Origin of the sequence: Vibrio sp. HI00D65, from assembly GCF_001635455.1 — a bacterium.
GTDB lineage: Bacteria > Pseudomonadota > Gammaproteobacteria > Enterobacterales > Vibrionaceae > Vibrio.
The window spans coordinates 133,469-149,615 of record NZ_LWEH01000025.1 but is presented as its reverse complement, the minus strand read 5'-3'; the positions used below and the strand labels follow the sequence as shown (position 1 = coordinate 149,615).

Sequence of the window (16,147 nt, the reverse complement as noted above, 5' to 3'; positions counted from 1 at the left end):
TCAGATAACACAATCTTAGTTTGTAAGAGTTTACAAGAAGATAACCTATCGGACGGAGTTATCTGTGTGGCCTTTTAAACGAAAGACGGGATTGTAATGACTCTCTGAATCCAGCGTCATTTCTGTGTTGTCAGAATTGGTCATTCGGAAGCGGTACGTCTTATCTCCCGCTGTATATTCGAAGTAGTTGCCGTCAAATTCAAAACTGGTCGCGATAATAGATCCAGCGACAGACACTCCATTGGCATTCAATACAAACTCATCCGTTGCATAATGAGCCACATCTTGCTCAATCCAAGTGCCATAAAGCAGATGATTTGGCGTTGCAGCCTCCTGCAAACGAGTGATGACATCACCATAAAGCGATACGACAGCAAACGAACCGACAAGAGCCAGCACCATCAGGCAACGCTCTATGATCTTGCGCTTCAATGGAGATTGATTGCGCTGTTCAGCCTCACTGTAGAGGTCTTTAGTAATCTCATGGATTTTATTCTTTTTTGCTGAAGCTTGTGGCATTCGGTTACTACTCATGAAGATGCTGTGCGCATTCTACACTGAGACACTTTATATAAAGAAGCCTAGATGAGAATTGTTTGCGCTTTATTCCAAAAATATTCTTTTTGAGTTTGAATTTAAATGCTAAATTATCGAATAAATAAACAATTTGGATTTATTCTGTGAAACTAAGAAGTACAGCGCTAGTAAAAGGCTTTAGACAATCAACCCCCTATGTAAACGCACACCGTGGCAAAACCATGGTCATAATGTTGGGAGGCGAAGCCGTTGCCGATAAGAACTTTGGTAACATAATTAGTGATATCGCTCTGCTCCACAGCCTTGGAGTAAAGATTGTTCTCGTTCACGGTGCAAGACCACAGATCAACCAGCTACTGGAGAAACAAGATTGCCACACGCCCTATCATAAGAATATTAGAGTAACCGATGAATATGCCCTAGGTGTGGCTATGCAGGCTGCTGGACAGCTTCAACTAGCTATTACCGCACGTCTTTCAATGAGCTTAAACAACACGCCAATGGCGGGCACTCAACTTAACGTGATGAGTGGCAACTTCATTACAGCACAGCCATTGGGTGTGGATGATGGTACCGACTATTGCCATAGCGGACGTATTCGTCGAATCGATATTGAAGGGATTAATCGAACGCTCGACCAAGGTTCTATCGTGTTGCTTGGCCCGATTGCCAGCTCCGTTACAGGCGAAAGCTTTAACCTACTCTCAGAAGAGGTCGCAACCCAGGTAGCGATTCGCTTAAAAGCCGAAAAGCTTATTGGCTTTTGCTCAGAGCAAGGAGTAACAGACCAAAACGGCAATGTGCTCGCCGAGCTCTTTCCTAAAGATGCTAAACAGATTCTTGAACGCTTAACCGAAAGTCAGAATCCAGTTGAAGATATGAGCAGCGGGACCATGCGCTTCCTAAAAGGAGCAATTTCTGCTTGTCGTGCAGGCGTACCTCGTTGCCACTTAATCAGCTACAAAGTGGATGGCGCCCTGATCCAAGAACTGTTCTCTTTCGACGGTATTGGAACCCAAGTGGTGATGGCGAGTGCCGAGCAAGTAAGACAAGCTCAGATTGACGACATTGGCGGTATCTTTGACCTTATTCGCCCTCTTGAAGAACAAGGTATCTTAGTGCGCCGCTCTCGAGAACAGCTAGAGCAAGAAATCCACCGATTTACCATTATCGAAAAAGATGGACTGATTATCGGTTGCGCAGCGCTTTACGCATACCCGGAAGATCATATGGCGGAGATGGCTTGTGTGGCTATTCATCCTGATTATCGTGATGGCAACCGCGGGCAAATATTACTGGACTATATGCGTCATCAATCAAAGTCTCGTGATATCGACCAAATTTTCGTTTTAACTACACATAGCCTGCATTGGTTCCGTGAACAAGGGTTTTACGAGATTGGAGTTGATGAGCTACCGATGAAAAAACAGGGCCTTTACAACTATCAACGGAACTCAAAAATCTTAGCGTTAAATGTGTAAATAAAGTTTTGGACTAAAATCTCAGTTCAAAGGAAAAACAATTGCAAATGTAATCGTTTTCTATGTGAGATTTATTAGGTATGCACTTTCACTCACAAACAAAATTGTTTAGAATTTGGTCGCTTTAACAAAATAACAAATGTTTTTATTGGAATGACCACCTCGACTTCCCTATGACACAAATCATTTGAGCGAATCGAAGTGGTTACTGCACGGATTGCTATACCCGTTAACGATCAACAGGCGCTTGATGCTCTGGTCGTTGATATAAACAGCAAAAAGAGCAACATTGATATGAGAACCATTGTTTGTAACTCGCTGCAAAGTTTTTGGGATATGGCTGATAACCAATTCTTAGAAGGGTTAGACGTACACTGCGTGTTCCCTGTGAGCGAGAATCTAAAAGAATTTATTTTGAATTGCCAAGCAAAATACAAGATAAACCACATATCGTTTACTCGAGCGTTTTTAGGCACTGATTCCTAGCGCGATCAAAGCAACCAGGGATGGTTGCTTTGTAAAAATATCTCATTTATTTCTAATGAGTTAAGCGACTTCCTAAGCCACTCACTCGCTCTGTTTTCACCTTAATTCCACGCTTCAATACGTTCGTATCACTGAACATCATTAGTCGTTTCTTCGCACGCGTAATCCCAGTGTAAATAAGCTCTCGTGTCAAAATTGGGCTGAAATCTGGTGGCAGAATCATTAAGGTCAAATCAAATTCACTACCTTGGGATTTGTGAATTGTCATCGCATAAGCCGTTTCATGATCAGGCACTCGACTTGGTAGTACAGCTTTCACACTGCCATCAGGTAATTCAAAATACACCTTCAAACGAGGGGTTGAGCCGGGTTGGCTTGGATCCGATTCAAGCATACAGATACCGATATCACCATTGTATAACCCCAATCCATGATCGTTACGCGTTACCATCACCGGTCGCCCGTGATACCACAATTCATCATTATGTGGATTCACTAAACGCCTTGCGGCAAGCGCTCTTTCAATTCTGTGGTTGAGGCCATTAACACCAAAATCACCTTCACGAATAGAGCACAGTAGTCGGCATTGGCTGAACAAATCGAGTACCGATTTGGCTCTCGCTTCTTGAGTTTCTAGCTCTTCCAATGGCACATTCATTCGATTGAGGTACGCACCATACTCATTGACTAAAGTACGTAGCATCAAGTTATAGCTGTCGCTCGATAGAGGGTGATTTTCGATATCACCAAAACCTTTGGCAAACACTTGGTCTACTTGATTCGCAGAGCCGTTATTGATTGCTTTGGACAACTGACCGATACCAGAGCGGGCATCGAAACGGTAACTCTTCTGCAGCATACACAGACTGTCTGCAATCGCTGGAGGGTTAACAGCTACCGCTTTTGCCTGCTGTGTATTGGCTATCGCATCAAAACCTGTCATCTCCGCAATCAAGTTGCCTTGCGCATTGCTATAACCAGCAGAGTTGAACGAACAGATATCACCGAGCACAGCACCTGCCTCAACGGAAGCCAGTTGGTCTTTATCTCCCAATAAGATAAGCCTTGCGTGTGCAGGAAGTGCATCCACCAGCTTATACATCATCGACAGATCGACCATCGATGCTTCATCCACCACCAAGATATCAAGATGAAGTGGATTACGTCGGTTGTGTCTAAACTCAGCACGGTTGGGAATCGCGCCAAGTAAGCGGTGCAAAGTGCTCGATTCCGTTGGTATGTTTGCTTTTACTTCAGGCGCTAAAGGCAGTTGCTCAATCGCTTTACCAATTGATTCAGTTAAACGCGCCGCCGCTTTACCCGTTGGTGCAACGAGCTTAATCGTTGGTGTTTTGCCTTGGCTTAATGATTGCTCGACCATCGCCGACAATAACTTGGTTACCGTGGTCGTCTTACCGGTTCCCGGCCCTCCGGAAATCACCGCAAAACGACGACTCAGTGCCACCGCTGCCGCCGCTTTTTGCCAGTTCAAACATGCTGATAGCGGTACTAAACCGTCTAGAACACCTAAGTCCGTTACCTGCTTAGCTTGGACGATCGCTTGGTCAATTGCCCACCAATTCAGAGATTGCTCATCGACGATATCAAGATGATCACACACCAGCTGTTGGCGCAGTACCTGAGACGTTTGTTGGTTTGCTTCAGCCTTGGCTAAGGCGTTAAACAGAAAGTGATAGCTGCGCGCAAAGAGCTGATTGAGGGTTTCCGTCAGCGCCTTTTTCTGTTCAATATTGAACTCTACCGGCTTACTTAAACGGTTTAACGTGTCTGCCAGCACAACCTCGTAGTTCCAGTAACGCTGTAAGTAGACACGCTGCCCGTCAAACATCAGCGGCTTAACACAGTCATTGGTTGATCCAACCAAATTGGACGATTGAAGTACCGCCAACCAATCAATACCTAACAACTTTTGATTCAATTGCAGAGCCGTTTCACCGTACAACCCAAGTAACTGGGCTAGATCTACCGTTTGTTCTTGGCCAGTCGTATGCTGCTGTATCAGCTGAGTACAAATGTGTCCTTTGCCTAATTCATGGCTCACTACCCCAGCAAGAAAGCCGATCTCTTGAGAGTCACTCGTGGCTTGCTGAGTAATAAAACGAGCAAATTGATAATCCAACTGACGAATAGAACCCTTATCCGCAAGAAACTGGAGTACATCCATAAGTTGCTCAGGAATAAGTGAAATTGGCTTTGCTGTGTTCGCAGTATCTATGCTGGTATTAGTGGTCGTTGTTGTCATTATAAAAGTCCCATCTGTCCAGTTTCATCGTCATTCAATTGTGCTGAACGTCTGTCTATCACTTTTCCGTCAATCAATTGATCCATTTCATCAAGTAAAGCCAGCGTTGGTTTAGCGGAGAAAATACCTTGCTGAGATTGGCCGTCCATTCCTCGTAAGAACAAATAGTACACGCCACCAAAATGTTGCTCGTAGCTGTAATTGGCTACACGACTACGCAAGAAACGGTGCAACGCCAATGCATAGATCTGATATTGCAAATCATAGCGGTGGTCGGCCATCGCCGATTTCAATGCATCACCGTGGTAGACAGCAACATCATCTCCTAAGTGATTCGATTTCCAGTCGAGTACATAGTATTTACCTTGATGCTCGAACACCAAATCGATGAAGCCTTTCAACATGCCTTGCACGGTTTGGAAACCTAAGTCGCCCGCTTTTGCCGATAACGGATCGTGATATTGAATGGTTTGATTAAGTTCAGATGCGGCCAATACTTCGATTGGTAGTAAGAACTCCATCTCAACTAAGCGTTGTGTTGAATCTTTCTCGCTTAGTTTTAAGTTCTTGCCATCTAACGTGGTGTTAAGAACGGTATCGACCAGTTGCTGAAGCACAGGTAGCCACTCTAATTCGTATTGCTCTGATTCTAATAAGTGAGTGATTACTTGCGTGTTGTGTTCGCTGGCTGCTGGCTCGGTAAATTCAACCTCCTCAAACAAGGTGTGTAAGAAAGTACCCGGGCGAGCACCACGAGGGAACGTAAAAATAGAGCGTTCAGGTTCAATCAACTCAGACTCATCCTGCTCATCAGCCGAGTCAATATCAAAACCAGACACCTCAATGGTCACGTCATGACTCGCACCGTGACTGCCTTGCTTTACAAGCCCCGAATAACTGGTGATACGCCAAGCCCTGTCGATTGAAGCCTTGAGTTCATTAGCATGTAAGTCTTCACTCACTTGCTCTGTTTGTACAAACACTTGCTCATGCGCGGTTGGTGTTTCGGCTAGCAGGACACTTGAGTTCTTACTCTCAATGGCTGCAAGAGCCTGATGCAATTCGGCAATACCTTGCTCTTGACCGTTTTGAACCAAATAACCCATCGCACTTAAATGAACACCGGTCGGCTCTTTAGTTGAACGCCCTTTACGCAGTGGCGCCATACCAATGAAACAGCCATAAACGGCACGAGTCAGCGCTACATAAATCAAACGCAGGTCTTCCGCGAGTCGCTCTTTATCCGCTTGGGCTAAGGCACTATCACTACCGGTAATATCAAGTACTGTGGTGTCTGAATCATGGTCGTAGAATTTGCCTTCGCTCGCCTCTCGGTAACTCGCAACAAATGGCAAGAATACTAAGTCATATTCCAAGCCTTTCGACTTGTGAATGGTAACGATTTGAACCAAGTTTCTCTCTGATTCAAGACGCTGAATGTCGTCTTCGCTGCCGCCTAAACCATTTTGAGCATCGGAAATCGCTTCTGCCAACCAACGTAACAAGCCGTAGTCGCTGTCGAGCTCTTGTCTTGCCTGCTGCAGCAATTCACCTATGTGCATCAAATCAGTAAGTGAGCGCTCACCATTTTCTTCTTCCAGCAAGCGTTCCGCGAGATGTCGCTTGCTAATCACGCTGCGCAGCATTGGTAACACGCCACGCTGGAGCCACAACTTACGATACTCTCGAAACTCATTAACCACGTTTTCCCACACCACTTCATCGTTATTGAGTTCATCCAATGATGCGGCATCGAGAGCAAACAACTCGGAGGCTAGACTCGCGCGCAATGCACGGTCGTTTTCAGGTGTCAGCACCGCTTGTAGCAAGCGTTGAATATCTTGCGCAATCAAGCTGGTGAATACACTGTCTCGGTTAGACAAATACACACTTGCAATGCCTTGTTCAGAGAGTGCATTCTTGATCAGACGACCTTCACTGCCGGTTCTAACCAAGACAGCAATATCGCCCGCATTCACGGCATGTTGTTTTTTGCCGTTATCAAAATAGGCTTGTTGGTTTTGAGAAGCGGTCAGAATGGTTTGAATTTGACTCGCCGTCGCCTCAGCCATTGCCTTGTGATATTCGCCCTTTGGCAACGGCTTGTCTTCAGCCTCTTGCAGCCAAAAGGTGAGTGCATGCTGAGTTTCTCCGTTCATCACCCATTGGCGCTTATCAGCCGATGGACTGGCAGCAACGGGCAAAAATGGAATGTCTTGATCATAGATAAACGGACTGTCCGAGTTCATAAACACTTGGTTTACTGCACTCACCATATCAGCACTCGAACGCCAGTTAGTGCCTAAGGTGTAGTGAGCACTAACTTGGTTTCTCGCCTTAATATAGGTAAAGATATCTGCGCCACGGAAGCCATAAATAGCCTGCTTAGGATCACCGATCATAAACAAACCGCACTGCGGATTATCGAGATAGATTCGGCTAAAAATACTGTATTGCAGTGGATCTGTATCTTGGAATTCATCGATCATCGCAACCGGGTAGAGTGTACGAATTCTTTCCACCAGCAATGATTGCTCATCGACATCAATAGATGCAGATAACTGAGTCAGTAGGTCATCAAATGACAACCACTGCTTCTGCTGTTTTGCCTTGGCTAACATAGTTCGACAATGGGTAATCGCGTGCGCCAATAGCGGAGCCTTCAAATCGGCTGGGTTATTTAAAAAATCTTCAATCGCTTCGAAAACAGCGTGCTGAGGTGCAGTGCCTTTCGGTGTTTTTTCAATTAACGTGGCTTGAGAGAACTTTTCTAACTTGTCTGGATATTGGTAATCATGAGTATCGCTCTGCGCCCATGCTGTCACCGCTTCTAACCATGTTGGCAGAGACTTCTTGGTGTAGCTACGTTTGTTCACATCCGAAGCAGAGATCAAAGCCAAAAAGTCCGCTTCGGATTCACACCACAGCGCTTTAAGTTGCTTCACTTTATCTAAGTTTTGGTTGTGCAGGGTTTGCAAATCACTAGACATCACATCGACGGTTAGCTTCAATGGAGAGCCCGTCAGATAACGATTGACGTCTGCTAATAGTGCAGCCGGTGAACCCCAGATATTACGAACCTCACCAGCCAGTTGAATCGGTAGCGGATAAAACTGCTTACGCCAATAGTCGGCTACCACTTGCGCTTTAAGATGGCTTTCATCTGTCACAAACTCATTATCAAATCGGCTGCCAGACTCGAAAGCATTTTGAGTCAACATACGCTGACAGAAGCCGTGAATGGTGTAGACTGCCGCTTCGTCCATTTGCCTTTCGGCATTGAGCAGTGTTTTCGCAGCGCCAGCATGGTCTTCGATCTCTTGCAGCAAAGGAGCAATCACTGGGTCGTCACTTTGCCCGCGAGAAAACGCAATGCGCGCATCATGGATTCGAGCACGGATACGATCTCGCAGCTCTGCGGTTGCTGCTTCGGTAAAAGTCACTACTAGGATTTGATCTACAGTGAGCGGCTCGTGATGTCGGGTAGCTTCCGCGAGCTCGCCTTGTGGTGCTGCCGTGCCGTGTCCGAGCAGTAGGCGTAAGTACAAGCCAGCGATGGTAAATGTTTTACCTGTACCCGCCGATGCTTCAATTAAACGCGCGCCATGAAGTGGAAACGTCATGGTATTGAGTGTCTGTGGAGCAATTACCTGAACACTGCTTGTGGTCGTCATGCCTTACTGCCTTCTGATAAATATGTTGTTACAAATGTGACCTAGCGTGGAAAACGTCATTCAATTTACGTCCTACGCTGATTTGTTAATAGTTAGTGCGATCTCTCTCACGGATCAATTCGGATCGCCTCGCTACTATGCGCCCACGAGTTCAAGAGCGCGATTCGAGTCTTATACTCATTGCCTACTTAGAACCACAGAATAATGGTCCCTCTGACCTGTGGCCGTACAGCGAACGCCCTACACTATAATGATTTACTGGCGGCCACTTTATTTCCTGTACCTTGCTTCCCTTCTCTAGAAAAGCAGACACTCCAAACGCTTGCCAGCGACTCTCTTTCGCCTTTCATTGACTCTGCCCAAATGCGGTTGATCTTGTCGATCACCGTCACTTACTCCTGATCTTTCAGATCGGCAGCCGCCAACCTTGCCGCCTGTAACACAAGCGTCGAATACATACGCGACTCAGCAGCCAGCACATCATCCCACTTAGGCCAAATACGTGAGATGTAGGTATCTCGCCCTTCGCCAGTAAAAGCGAAGCTGTCATTAAAAGTATCGGCCATTTTCTTGAGCGACTTCTCTTCATCATCGACCCACTTACCGCGGCTAAAACCCGCTTCAACGCCGGCCAAGGCGGTTTTCGGGAAATACGGGAGTGGTGCAGTCATACCTTGATAAAACAGTCGCACTAACTCAGCCAATAAACTCTTCGCCTGCTGCGTATCGCCGATAGGTTGTAGCGTTTGGTGCACCACGCCTTCTTTTCTGTCGTAGCCAATAATGTGAGTCGTTTTACCGTGTCCCATCACTGCGCAACACAAGTGATCAATCCATGCAGCCAAGTAGTCTTGCGAACGAATTTTACCGCTACGGAAGCGTACTAAGCCTGATTGATAATTTTGAGTCAGCCAACCCATCAAACGAACCGGTTTACCCTCACCTAACACGTCAAATTCAATATTTACCTCGAGATCTTGCTGTGGCTGCCCACTTACAAATCGAATCTCTTTGGCTAAATCTTCCGCTTGAACACGGTTGGTTTCAAACTCGATATCACCAAAAGCGCCAACCGGTAAGCGACCTTGTGCCTTTTGTTCAGAAACAAACAAGCGAACCGCTTCATCTGCCCCTTCAGGGTGATCGAGTAGTACTTGGAGCAACGCATCTTTAAGCTGGAAGCTCTCTAAGCCATTAAGCACGAATGGCTCATCGTCTTCCATGACCGGAAGCGGTGGCTCAAACACGACTTTGAGACGGCGATTAAAGAAATATTGCACCGGCAAGCGCCAGAAACGCTGCAGCTCAACCAAGTCGAGTTCTAACGGATAAGTCGCACCAAGCAAGAAGTCATCCAACGCGCGATTGAATTCACCACTGCGCTCACCAGAACGGTTAGCCGCAGGAAGCCACTCTTTGGCGTAGCTCAATACATGACTTTCATCACCTTGTATAAAGGCTGCCGGGCTGAACGGCGTCATGGTGTGCTCAAAGCTGATTGCTTGAGTCAGCTTGATACCAGAATCATCACTTGGTAGCGCTTTATCTTCACTTAGGCAGTAGTTCTGCTGACAGTACTCAATCAACTCTGAAACCAATACCGACGGCACTCGTTCAGTATTATCTTGAATCGAACGGCCGACATAACTGATGTACAAACACTCTTGCGCCGACAACATCGCCTCTAAGAATAGGTAGCGGTCATCATCTCGACGAGAACGGTCACCAGGTCGAGTACGTCCGTTCATCAAATCAAAACCTTCTGGCGGCATTGAACGAGGGTAAACTCCATCATTCATACCTAATAGACAAACAGTTTTGAACGGGATAGAACGCATCGGCATCAGGGTACAGAAGTTCACTTGCCCCGCTAAGAAACGCTGACTGATACGCGCGCCCGACAGTTTATTGTTTAAGTACTGATAGATGATGCTTGGCGATAGCTCTTGTTCGTACAAGGCATCATCAAGCTGTTCATTCAATTGAGAAAGTGCATCACGAATCGATTTAAGCACCACCTCGCCTTCGAGCTCAACCGCGAAGAAAGCATCAATCATTTGCAGCAAGGTTTCACGCCACATATCAATGGATTGCGTCTCAGCAAGGCGTTGACGGTAATGGGCAATACGATCAATAAAATGCGCTAATTTACCCGCAAGTTCGGCGTTAATGCCCTGAACTTCGTTATAAGCAGCAATTGGAGAATGTTCGGTTTCAAACAAACCTGCAGAATCCGACATCGCATAGCCCAGTAGCATGCGCTGGATACCAAATAGCCAGGTATTTTGCTCCGTCGCAGGCAAATCAAACTCGGTTGCGGTAAAAGAATCGACACCCCAACGGATACCTGCTTCTTCAACCCACTGCTTGGCTTGCTCAAATTGAAATTCATCAATACCAAAGCGTGCCATCATCGCTGGGATTTCTAGTAGCTCTAGAAGTTCAGAAGCTAAGCAACGCGTGTTTGGTAGCGCGACCAACTGCATGAACGCGGTCAGAATCGGGCTCTCTTGGTCTGCCGTTCGATCCGAGATCGAGTAAGGGATATAACGCTCACCCGGAGCATTACCAAATACCGCCTGAATCGCAGGGCTGTAAGCATTGATGTCTGCCACCATAACGATGATGTCGCGTGGCTTTAATGTCGAGTCAGCGTCAAACATTGCTAGCAGCTGATCATGAAGAACTTCAACTTCACGCATTGGGCTGTGACAAGCATGTACCGTCAACGAACGATCGCCCAACTCAACCACCTGTTTATGGCTACTTGAATCTAAGATGTGATCGTCTTGGTGTTCTTCTAACTCAAGAATATCGGCTTGCAGTTGATGCAGCAGACTGTCTCTCTCGACATCAATAAAGAATTCATGCTCTTCGCTTTCTGATTGAGACAGCAAGAACAAATTGTCTCTGCCTAGCTTACCCATGGATGCGAGTAAGCTATTGCCTACTGCTTGGCTAGTATGCAGCTCATCTTCGACATTGGCTTCAATACCATCTTTCAATGGCGAGACTTCACCTTCTAGCTGAGGCAAGCCATCAACCAGAGCAAACTGCTTACGACGCTGCGCTTCTACTCTTGCCAAGTATTTACGGTCACGAATATCACCCCAGTAATGTTGGCAAGGGTTGGTAAACATCAGGTGAACATCAATCTTTTCGCCAAGCGCTTTCAAGGCATCCATGTAGCGAGGAGGCAGTGACGAAATACCAAACACAAATAGACGTTTAGGCAAGTGTTGTAATTGCCCTTGTTGGTTAGCTAACGCTTCAATGAAGTCATGATACAAGTTACCACGGTGATATTTTGATTGGCCTTGAGACAGTGTTTGCTCGTAGAGTGCCTTCCACAAAATTGGCTGCCAAGGGTGCTCTTGTTGCCCTTCACTATCAATCAATTCTGCAACGGGCTCTCCCGCTTCCCACATCGCCATCCATTCAGGGCGATATACCAAGTAGCCATCGAAGATATCGGCAATTTTCTCGGCTAATTGATACAACTTAGAGCCATCTTCGTCGTTTTCAAGATAGCGCTGTAGGGGTAAGAAATCAGGGTGGTCAAGTTTCGCGGGTAGCAAACTCATCAGCTTCCACGTCATTGCTTCTTTGTTAAAAGCACTGCGTTTCGGTACGTCAGGAAGCACTTGGGTAAACATATCCCAAATGAAGGTTGCTGGAAGAGGAAAATCGATATTTGCTGCTACACCAAACTCTTTGGCGAGTTCCATCTTAAGCCATTGAGACATACCCGGGCTCTGAACCAAGATCTGCTCTTTTTCGAAAGGATTGGCTAAAGGGTCACTTTTGATCAAGTGAACGAGAAGAATTTTTAAAGTATCAACTTTATTGGAATGGTAAACAGTAAACAAAGTGCACTCACGCTAATCTTGCCACAATATACTGCCAGATTAGCATAAGTACTGAGTTTGATTTAGGAATATAAGCTTATGAAATACCGAAAGCTAAAGGTCCGTTTATCTTTTGAACTATTGCCCTTTACAATCTATCGGCTACCGCACCCAAAACGCGATGAGGTTTGTAGTTCATGTAGTAACGAACAGCGACATAACCTACCACCAAAGTAGCCACAATCAGTTCAAGGTATGCAAGGCCAAATACTTGATTAACGTAATGCGCTTCAATGTCTTGTGCTTGCATCCACGCAGCTAATTTAAACAAGGCGGTTGCACCAATCACTATTGGGAAGGTAAACGCTGCATAGCCAGGGCTAAATGGTAAACGAAGTAGTTTGAAAAACGCCATGTAGATAATAAACGTCATCAACACCGCAATACCAAATAACAAACCAATAATCACTGGTGAAGGGCTAGCAGTAACGGTTAAGTAACCCGCCAAAGATAGGCTGGCTGGTGCTGCCATAATCGCAATCGTTGGTTTTGCTGCATCTGGCACTTCGTGAGAGAAGATCAGACGGTAAACCATCAGTGGTAGCATCACAGCGTAAACCAATAATCCGAATACCAAAGTCGCGTTCGCTACAGGCTCTAAAACTGGATTACCCGAGAAAGAAACGTCTGCCACAATGATACCGATTGGCGGTACGAACCAGCTTGGCACCATATGGTGAATCTCAAACTGATTTACTCTGTGGTACAAAAAGCTCACTAAGAACACAACATGTAAAGCAACCGCCGCTAGCCACATCGCTTCTTGAAGGAATTGAGAAATCGGCGCTAAAGATGCTGATACCACCATGCAGCCCATCGCCAATGTTGGAACCACACTACCCACCACTGGGTGAGCAAGGTCTTCACGCAATAGATGGTCATGAATCAGAAACTTCACAGCTAAAACAAGAAGTAATACTGCCGCAATACCCGCACTGATCCACTGCACTAAACCAGGAGTGTGCAAAATACCTTGTGCGACTAAAACACCATCCCAGCACCAACCTAAGCTTGCGATTGCTAGTGCTAACCCTGCCATGGGTGTTGGAGCTCCTGTTATTTTTTCTTTTACGCTTTTTATCATCACGACCTCAAATCTCGGCTAACTGTCTTTAAGGGGATGTTACTCTTGCACTTCGTTCTAATATATCTAATTATTTAAAACCAACGTTCAAATTTAATTAACGGAATATCATGCCTAGTCATATCTCTCTTAAACAACTGAAAGTATTTACTACGATCACTCAGCACAAAACACTAACTGAAGCATCAGCTAGTCTGTTCCTATCTAAAGCTGCAGTAAGTGTGGCGCTATCCGAGCTAGAGAAACAAATTGGCCATCATTTATTTGATCGAGTAAACAACCGCTTAATTCTCAATCAAGAAGGGCAGAGGCTTCTGCCCTTGGCGGATGAACTACTCAGCCGAGCTCAAAATATTCAAAATGTATTCGACGACGAGCAAACTCTATCGGGGCAATTACGTATTGGTGCTAGCGATACAATTGGTAACCAAGTCGCTCCTTACCTACTAAGCGACTTCCGTTCTAAAACGAATCATCGCTCACAAAGCTTGTTCATCTCAAATTCCGCGCAGATTTGTGACATGTTGATCGCATACGAACTCGATATTGCTCTCATTGAGGGTAAAACCATGCACCCAGAACTAGACTCCACACAATTCATTGAAGATGAAATGTGTGTGATCTGCCCACCGGATTATCCTCACTTTCACGGCGGGCTGACTAATTTAAGTGAGCTCGAAAACACAGAATGGATTCTGAGAGAAGGAGGCTCTGGCTCCCGAGAATTCTTTATGCGGACCATCGCCCCACGCTTAGAGAACTGGCAAGAGGCTTTTCAACTTAATACCACTGAAGCTCTTATCAACTCGGTATCAGCGGGGCTTGGATTAGCTTGCTTATCACGCCTGTCCACACAGCCTGCAATTCAAGATGGTCGCGTAAAAATGCTAAACATACCACTAGATATGAAACGTCGTTTTTGGGTTTTAATCCACAAGGAAAAATATCAAAGTCCACTCCTTCGAACCTTTATTGAATTCTGCCAAAGTTGGAAAGACTAATGAATCTTAGATACTAAAATCAGGAGCATCTGTAACGATTTCTAAAAATGACAAATTAACCGTATTTGATTTTACGAGAAGGGTTAGAAAATAATCTCGCTGCGAAAGTCGTCTAAAGACAGCCCAACTTAACCCTAAACGGTTGAATTATAAGATGGTTGACGTACTTAAAAGTCACATAACCAACAACTAGGGTCGCGACAAGCAGCTCTATACTTGCCATACCGTTAACTTGTTGAACATAATTAGCCTCTAACCCATTTTTTGCCATCCAATCGGCTGTTTTAAAGAGCGCTGTAGCACTGATTACCGTAGGAAAGGTAAATGCAGCATAACCGGGACTAAAGGGTAACCTCAATAATTTAAACAACGCGAGATAAATAATGACAGTCATCAATACTGCAATTCCAAATAGTAAAGCAATAATGACTGGTGAGGGTGAGGATACCACCGTCAGGTAGCCAGCTAACGATACACTTGCTGGAGCAGCCATAATCGCAATTGTAGGCTTTGCTGTATCTGGGATTTCATGTGTAAACATAAAACGGTAAATCATTATTGGTAACATCACAGCTTGAGATACCATACCAAAAACAAGAGCTCCATATGCAACTGGTTCTATTGTGGAGTTACCAGAAAAAGAGAGTCCTGCTGCGATGATTCCAACCGGTGGAACAAACCACCCAGGAACCAATTGATGGAGTTCAAAATCTCTTACTCTATGACAAACAAAACTTATCAAAAACAAAACATGTAACGCTACCGCAATTAACCAAAGCACATCTCCGAATGTACTATAAAATTGACCGACAGAATTTGAAACAACCATAGTTCCCATGGCAAAAGTCGGAACAACACTACCTGCAACCGGGTGCGCAAGCTCTTTTCTCAATACATGATTATGAAAAAGAAACTTAATTGCCAAAATCACCAATAAAACACTCGCAACAGCTGCACTTAACCACTGCCCATACCCATTGAGTTCAGCGATGTTCTCCCAACACCAGCCTAGACTTGCAATACCAAGAGCTAAGCCAGCCATCGGCGTTGGTGCTGTTACGGCTTTTCTTGTTACTTTTCTTATCATTATGTTCTTACACACTTAACTGCTTTTAGGGGTTTTCAGTCTACTATTATGATTAGTGTTAGTATGTTTAGTAATCCAGAACATGCGTTCACATTTAACTAACGACGTTATAACAACAAGTGTAAAGTAAATGCTAGTAATAGCTAAAAATGATAAAGGGATGATTTTGCATTTCCATCAGTCATAAAAATATTACGCACCTCCGCGTATAATAAGTATTCGCTTAATTGAATGTATCTCTCATTCAAAGGTATGTTGCTAGACTTAGACACTCAGAAACTGTATAAAAAGCCAGTAAAATTTATCAAACTTAGAGGATTAACCATGGCTGTTATCGTCAAGTACGTGGTGGAACGCAACGGAGAAGAGAAAATGACTTTTACCTCTAAAGCCGAAGCTGACGCATACGACAAAATGCTGGATATGGCTGATGAGCTTTTTGAACTGTTAGGCAAAAGCGATTTAGTTGAAAATGAAGGCAAGCAAGAAGAACTTGCAATGTACCTAGCCAAGAACAAAGAAGAAGTTCTTTACGCATTAGGTGCGAAGCGTAAACCAGCTCCGAAAAAAGCGAAGAAGCTTGAAGCGGTTGAAGACGCAGAAGAAGATGCAGCTTAATTAGCTGA

Annotated in this window: 10 protein-coding genes; 4 read left to right on the top strand and 6 right to left on the bottom strand. The window is 45.1% G+C overall.

Annotated features, from left to right (window positions below):
- Positions 1 to 45: 45 nt before the first annotated feature.
- The gene (locus A3712_RS06070; RefSeq protein WP_063522712.1) at positions 46 to 519 is read right to left on the bottom strand and encodes a DUF2850 domain-containing protein; all 474 of its coding nucleotides are present in this window, start codon (positions 517 to 519) and stop codon (positions 46 to 48) included.
- Between the two features lie 161 nt (positions 520 to 680).
- Between A3712_RS06070 and argA the strand changes: the two genes are divergently transcribed.
- Positions 681 to 2,018 (top strand): amino-acid N-acetyltransferase, encoded by a 1,338-nt coding sequence (gene argA, locus A3712_RS06065; RefSeq protein WP_063522711.1) that lies wholly within the window; start codon positions 681 to 683, stop codon positions 2,016 to 2,018.
- Between the two features lie 294 nt (positions 2,019 to 2,312).
- Entirely contained in the window at positions 2,313 to 2,504 is a 192-nt protein-coding gene (locus A3712_RS06060; protein ID WP_008223046.1) for a hypothetical protein, read from the top strand.
- A 52-nt stretch (positions 2,505 to 2,556) separates the two neighbouring features.
- Here the strand turns inward: A3712_RS06060 and recD are convergent, their stop codons facing one another.
- From recD to A3712_RS06040, 4 genes are all read right to left on the bottom strand, one after another.
- Positions 2,557 to 4,767, bottom strand: coding sequence for an exodeoxyribonuclease V subunit alpha (gene recD / locus A3712_RS06055; protein ID WP_063522710.1), 2,211 nt, complete (start codon positions 4,765 to 4,767; stop codon positions 2,557 to 2,559).
- Positions 4,767 to 8,441 carry an exodeoxyribonuclease V subunit beta gene (gene recB / locus A3712_RS06050; RefSeq protein WP_063522709.1) on the bottom strand — a complete coding sequence of 1,225 codons (3,675 nt, stop codon included), beginning with the start codon at positions 8,439 to 8,441 and terminating at the stop codon, positions 4,767 to 4,769. The genes recD and recB overlap by 1 nt, the downstream gene beginning before the upstream one ends.
- Before the next feature lie 392 nt (positions 8,442 to 8,833).
- Positions 8,834 to 12,310 carry an exodeoxyribonuclease V subunit gamma gene (recC, locus tag A3712_RS06045; protein WP_063522708.1) on the bottom strand — a complete coding sequence of 1,159 codons (3,477 nt, stop codon included), beginning with the start codon at positions 12,308 to 12,310 and terminating at the stop codon, positions 8,834 to 8,836.
- A gap of 127 nt (positions 12,311 to 12,437) precedes the next feature.
- Entirely contained in the window at positions 12,438 to 13,388 is a 951-nt protein-coding gene (locus A3712_RS06040; protein ID WP_082856185.1) for a TDT family transporter, read from the bottom strand.
- Between the two features lie 155 nt (positions 13,389 to 13,543).
- Here A3712_RS06040 and A3712_RS06035 point away from each other — a divergent pair, with 155 nt between their 5' ends.
- Positions 13,544 to 14,434, top strand: coding sequence for a LysR family transcriptional regulator (locus A3712_RS06035; protein WP_063522706.1), 891 nt, complete (start codon positions 13,544 to 13,546; stop codon positions 14,432 to 14,434).
- Between the two features lie 112 nt (positions 14,435 to 14,546).
- Here the strand turns inward: A3712_RS06035 and A3712_RS06030 are convergent, their stop codons facing one another.
- Positions 14,547 to 15,521, bottom strand: coding sequence for a TDT family transporter (locus tag A3712_RS06030; RefSeq protein WP_063522705.1), 975 nt, complete (start codon positions 15,519 to 15,521; stop codon positions 14,547 to 14,549).
- A gap of 324 nt (positions 15,522 to 15,845) precedes the next feature.
- Between A3712_RS06030 and A3712_RS06025 the strand changes: the two genes are divergently transcribed.
- Complete coding sequence (locus tag A3712_RS06025) at positions 15,846 to 16,139, top strand: YebG family protein (protein WP_063522751.1); 294 nt, start codon at positions 15,846 to 15,848, stop codon at positions 16,137 to 16,139.
- Positions 16,140 to 16,147 lie beyond the last annotated feature (8 nt).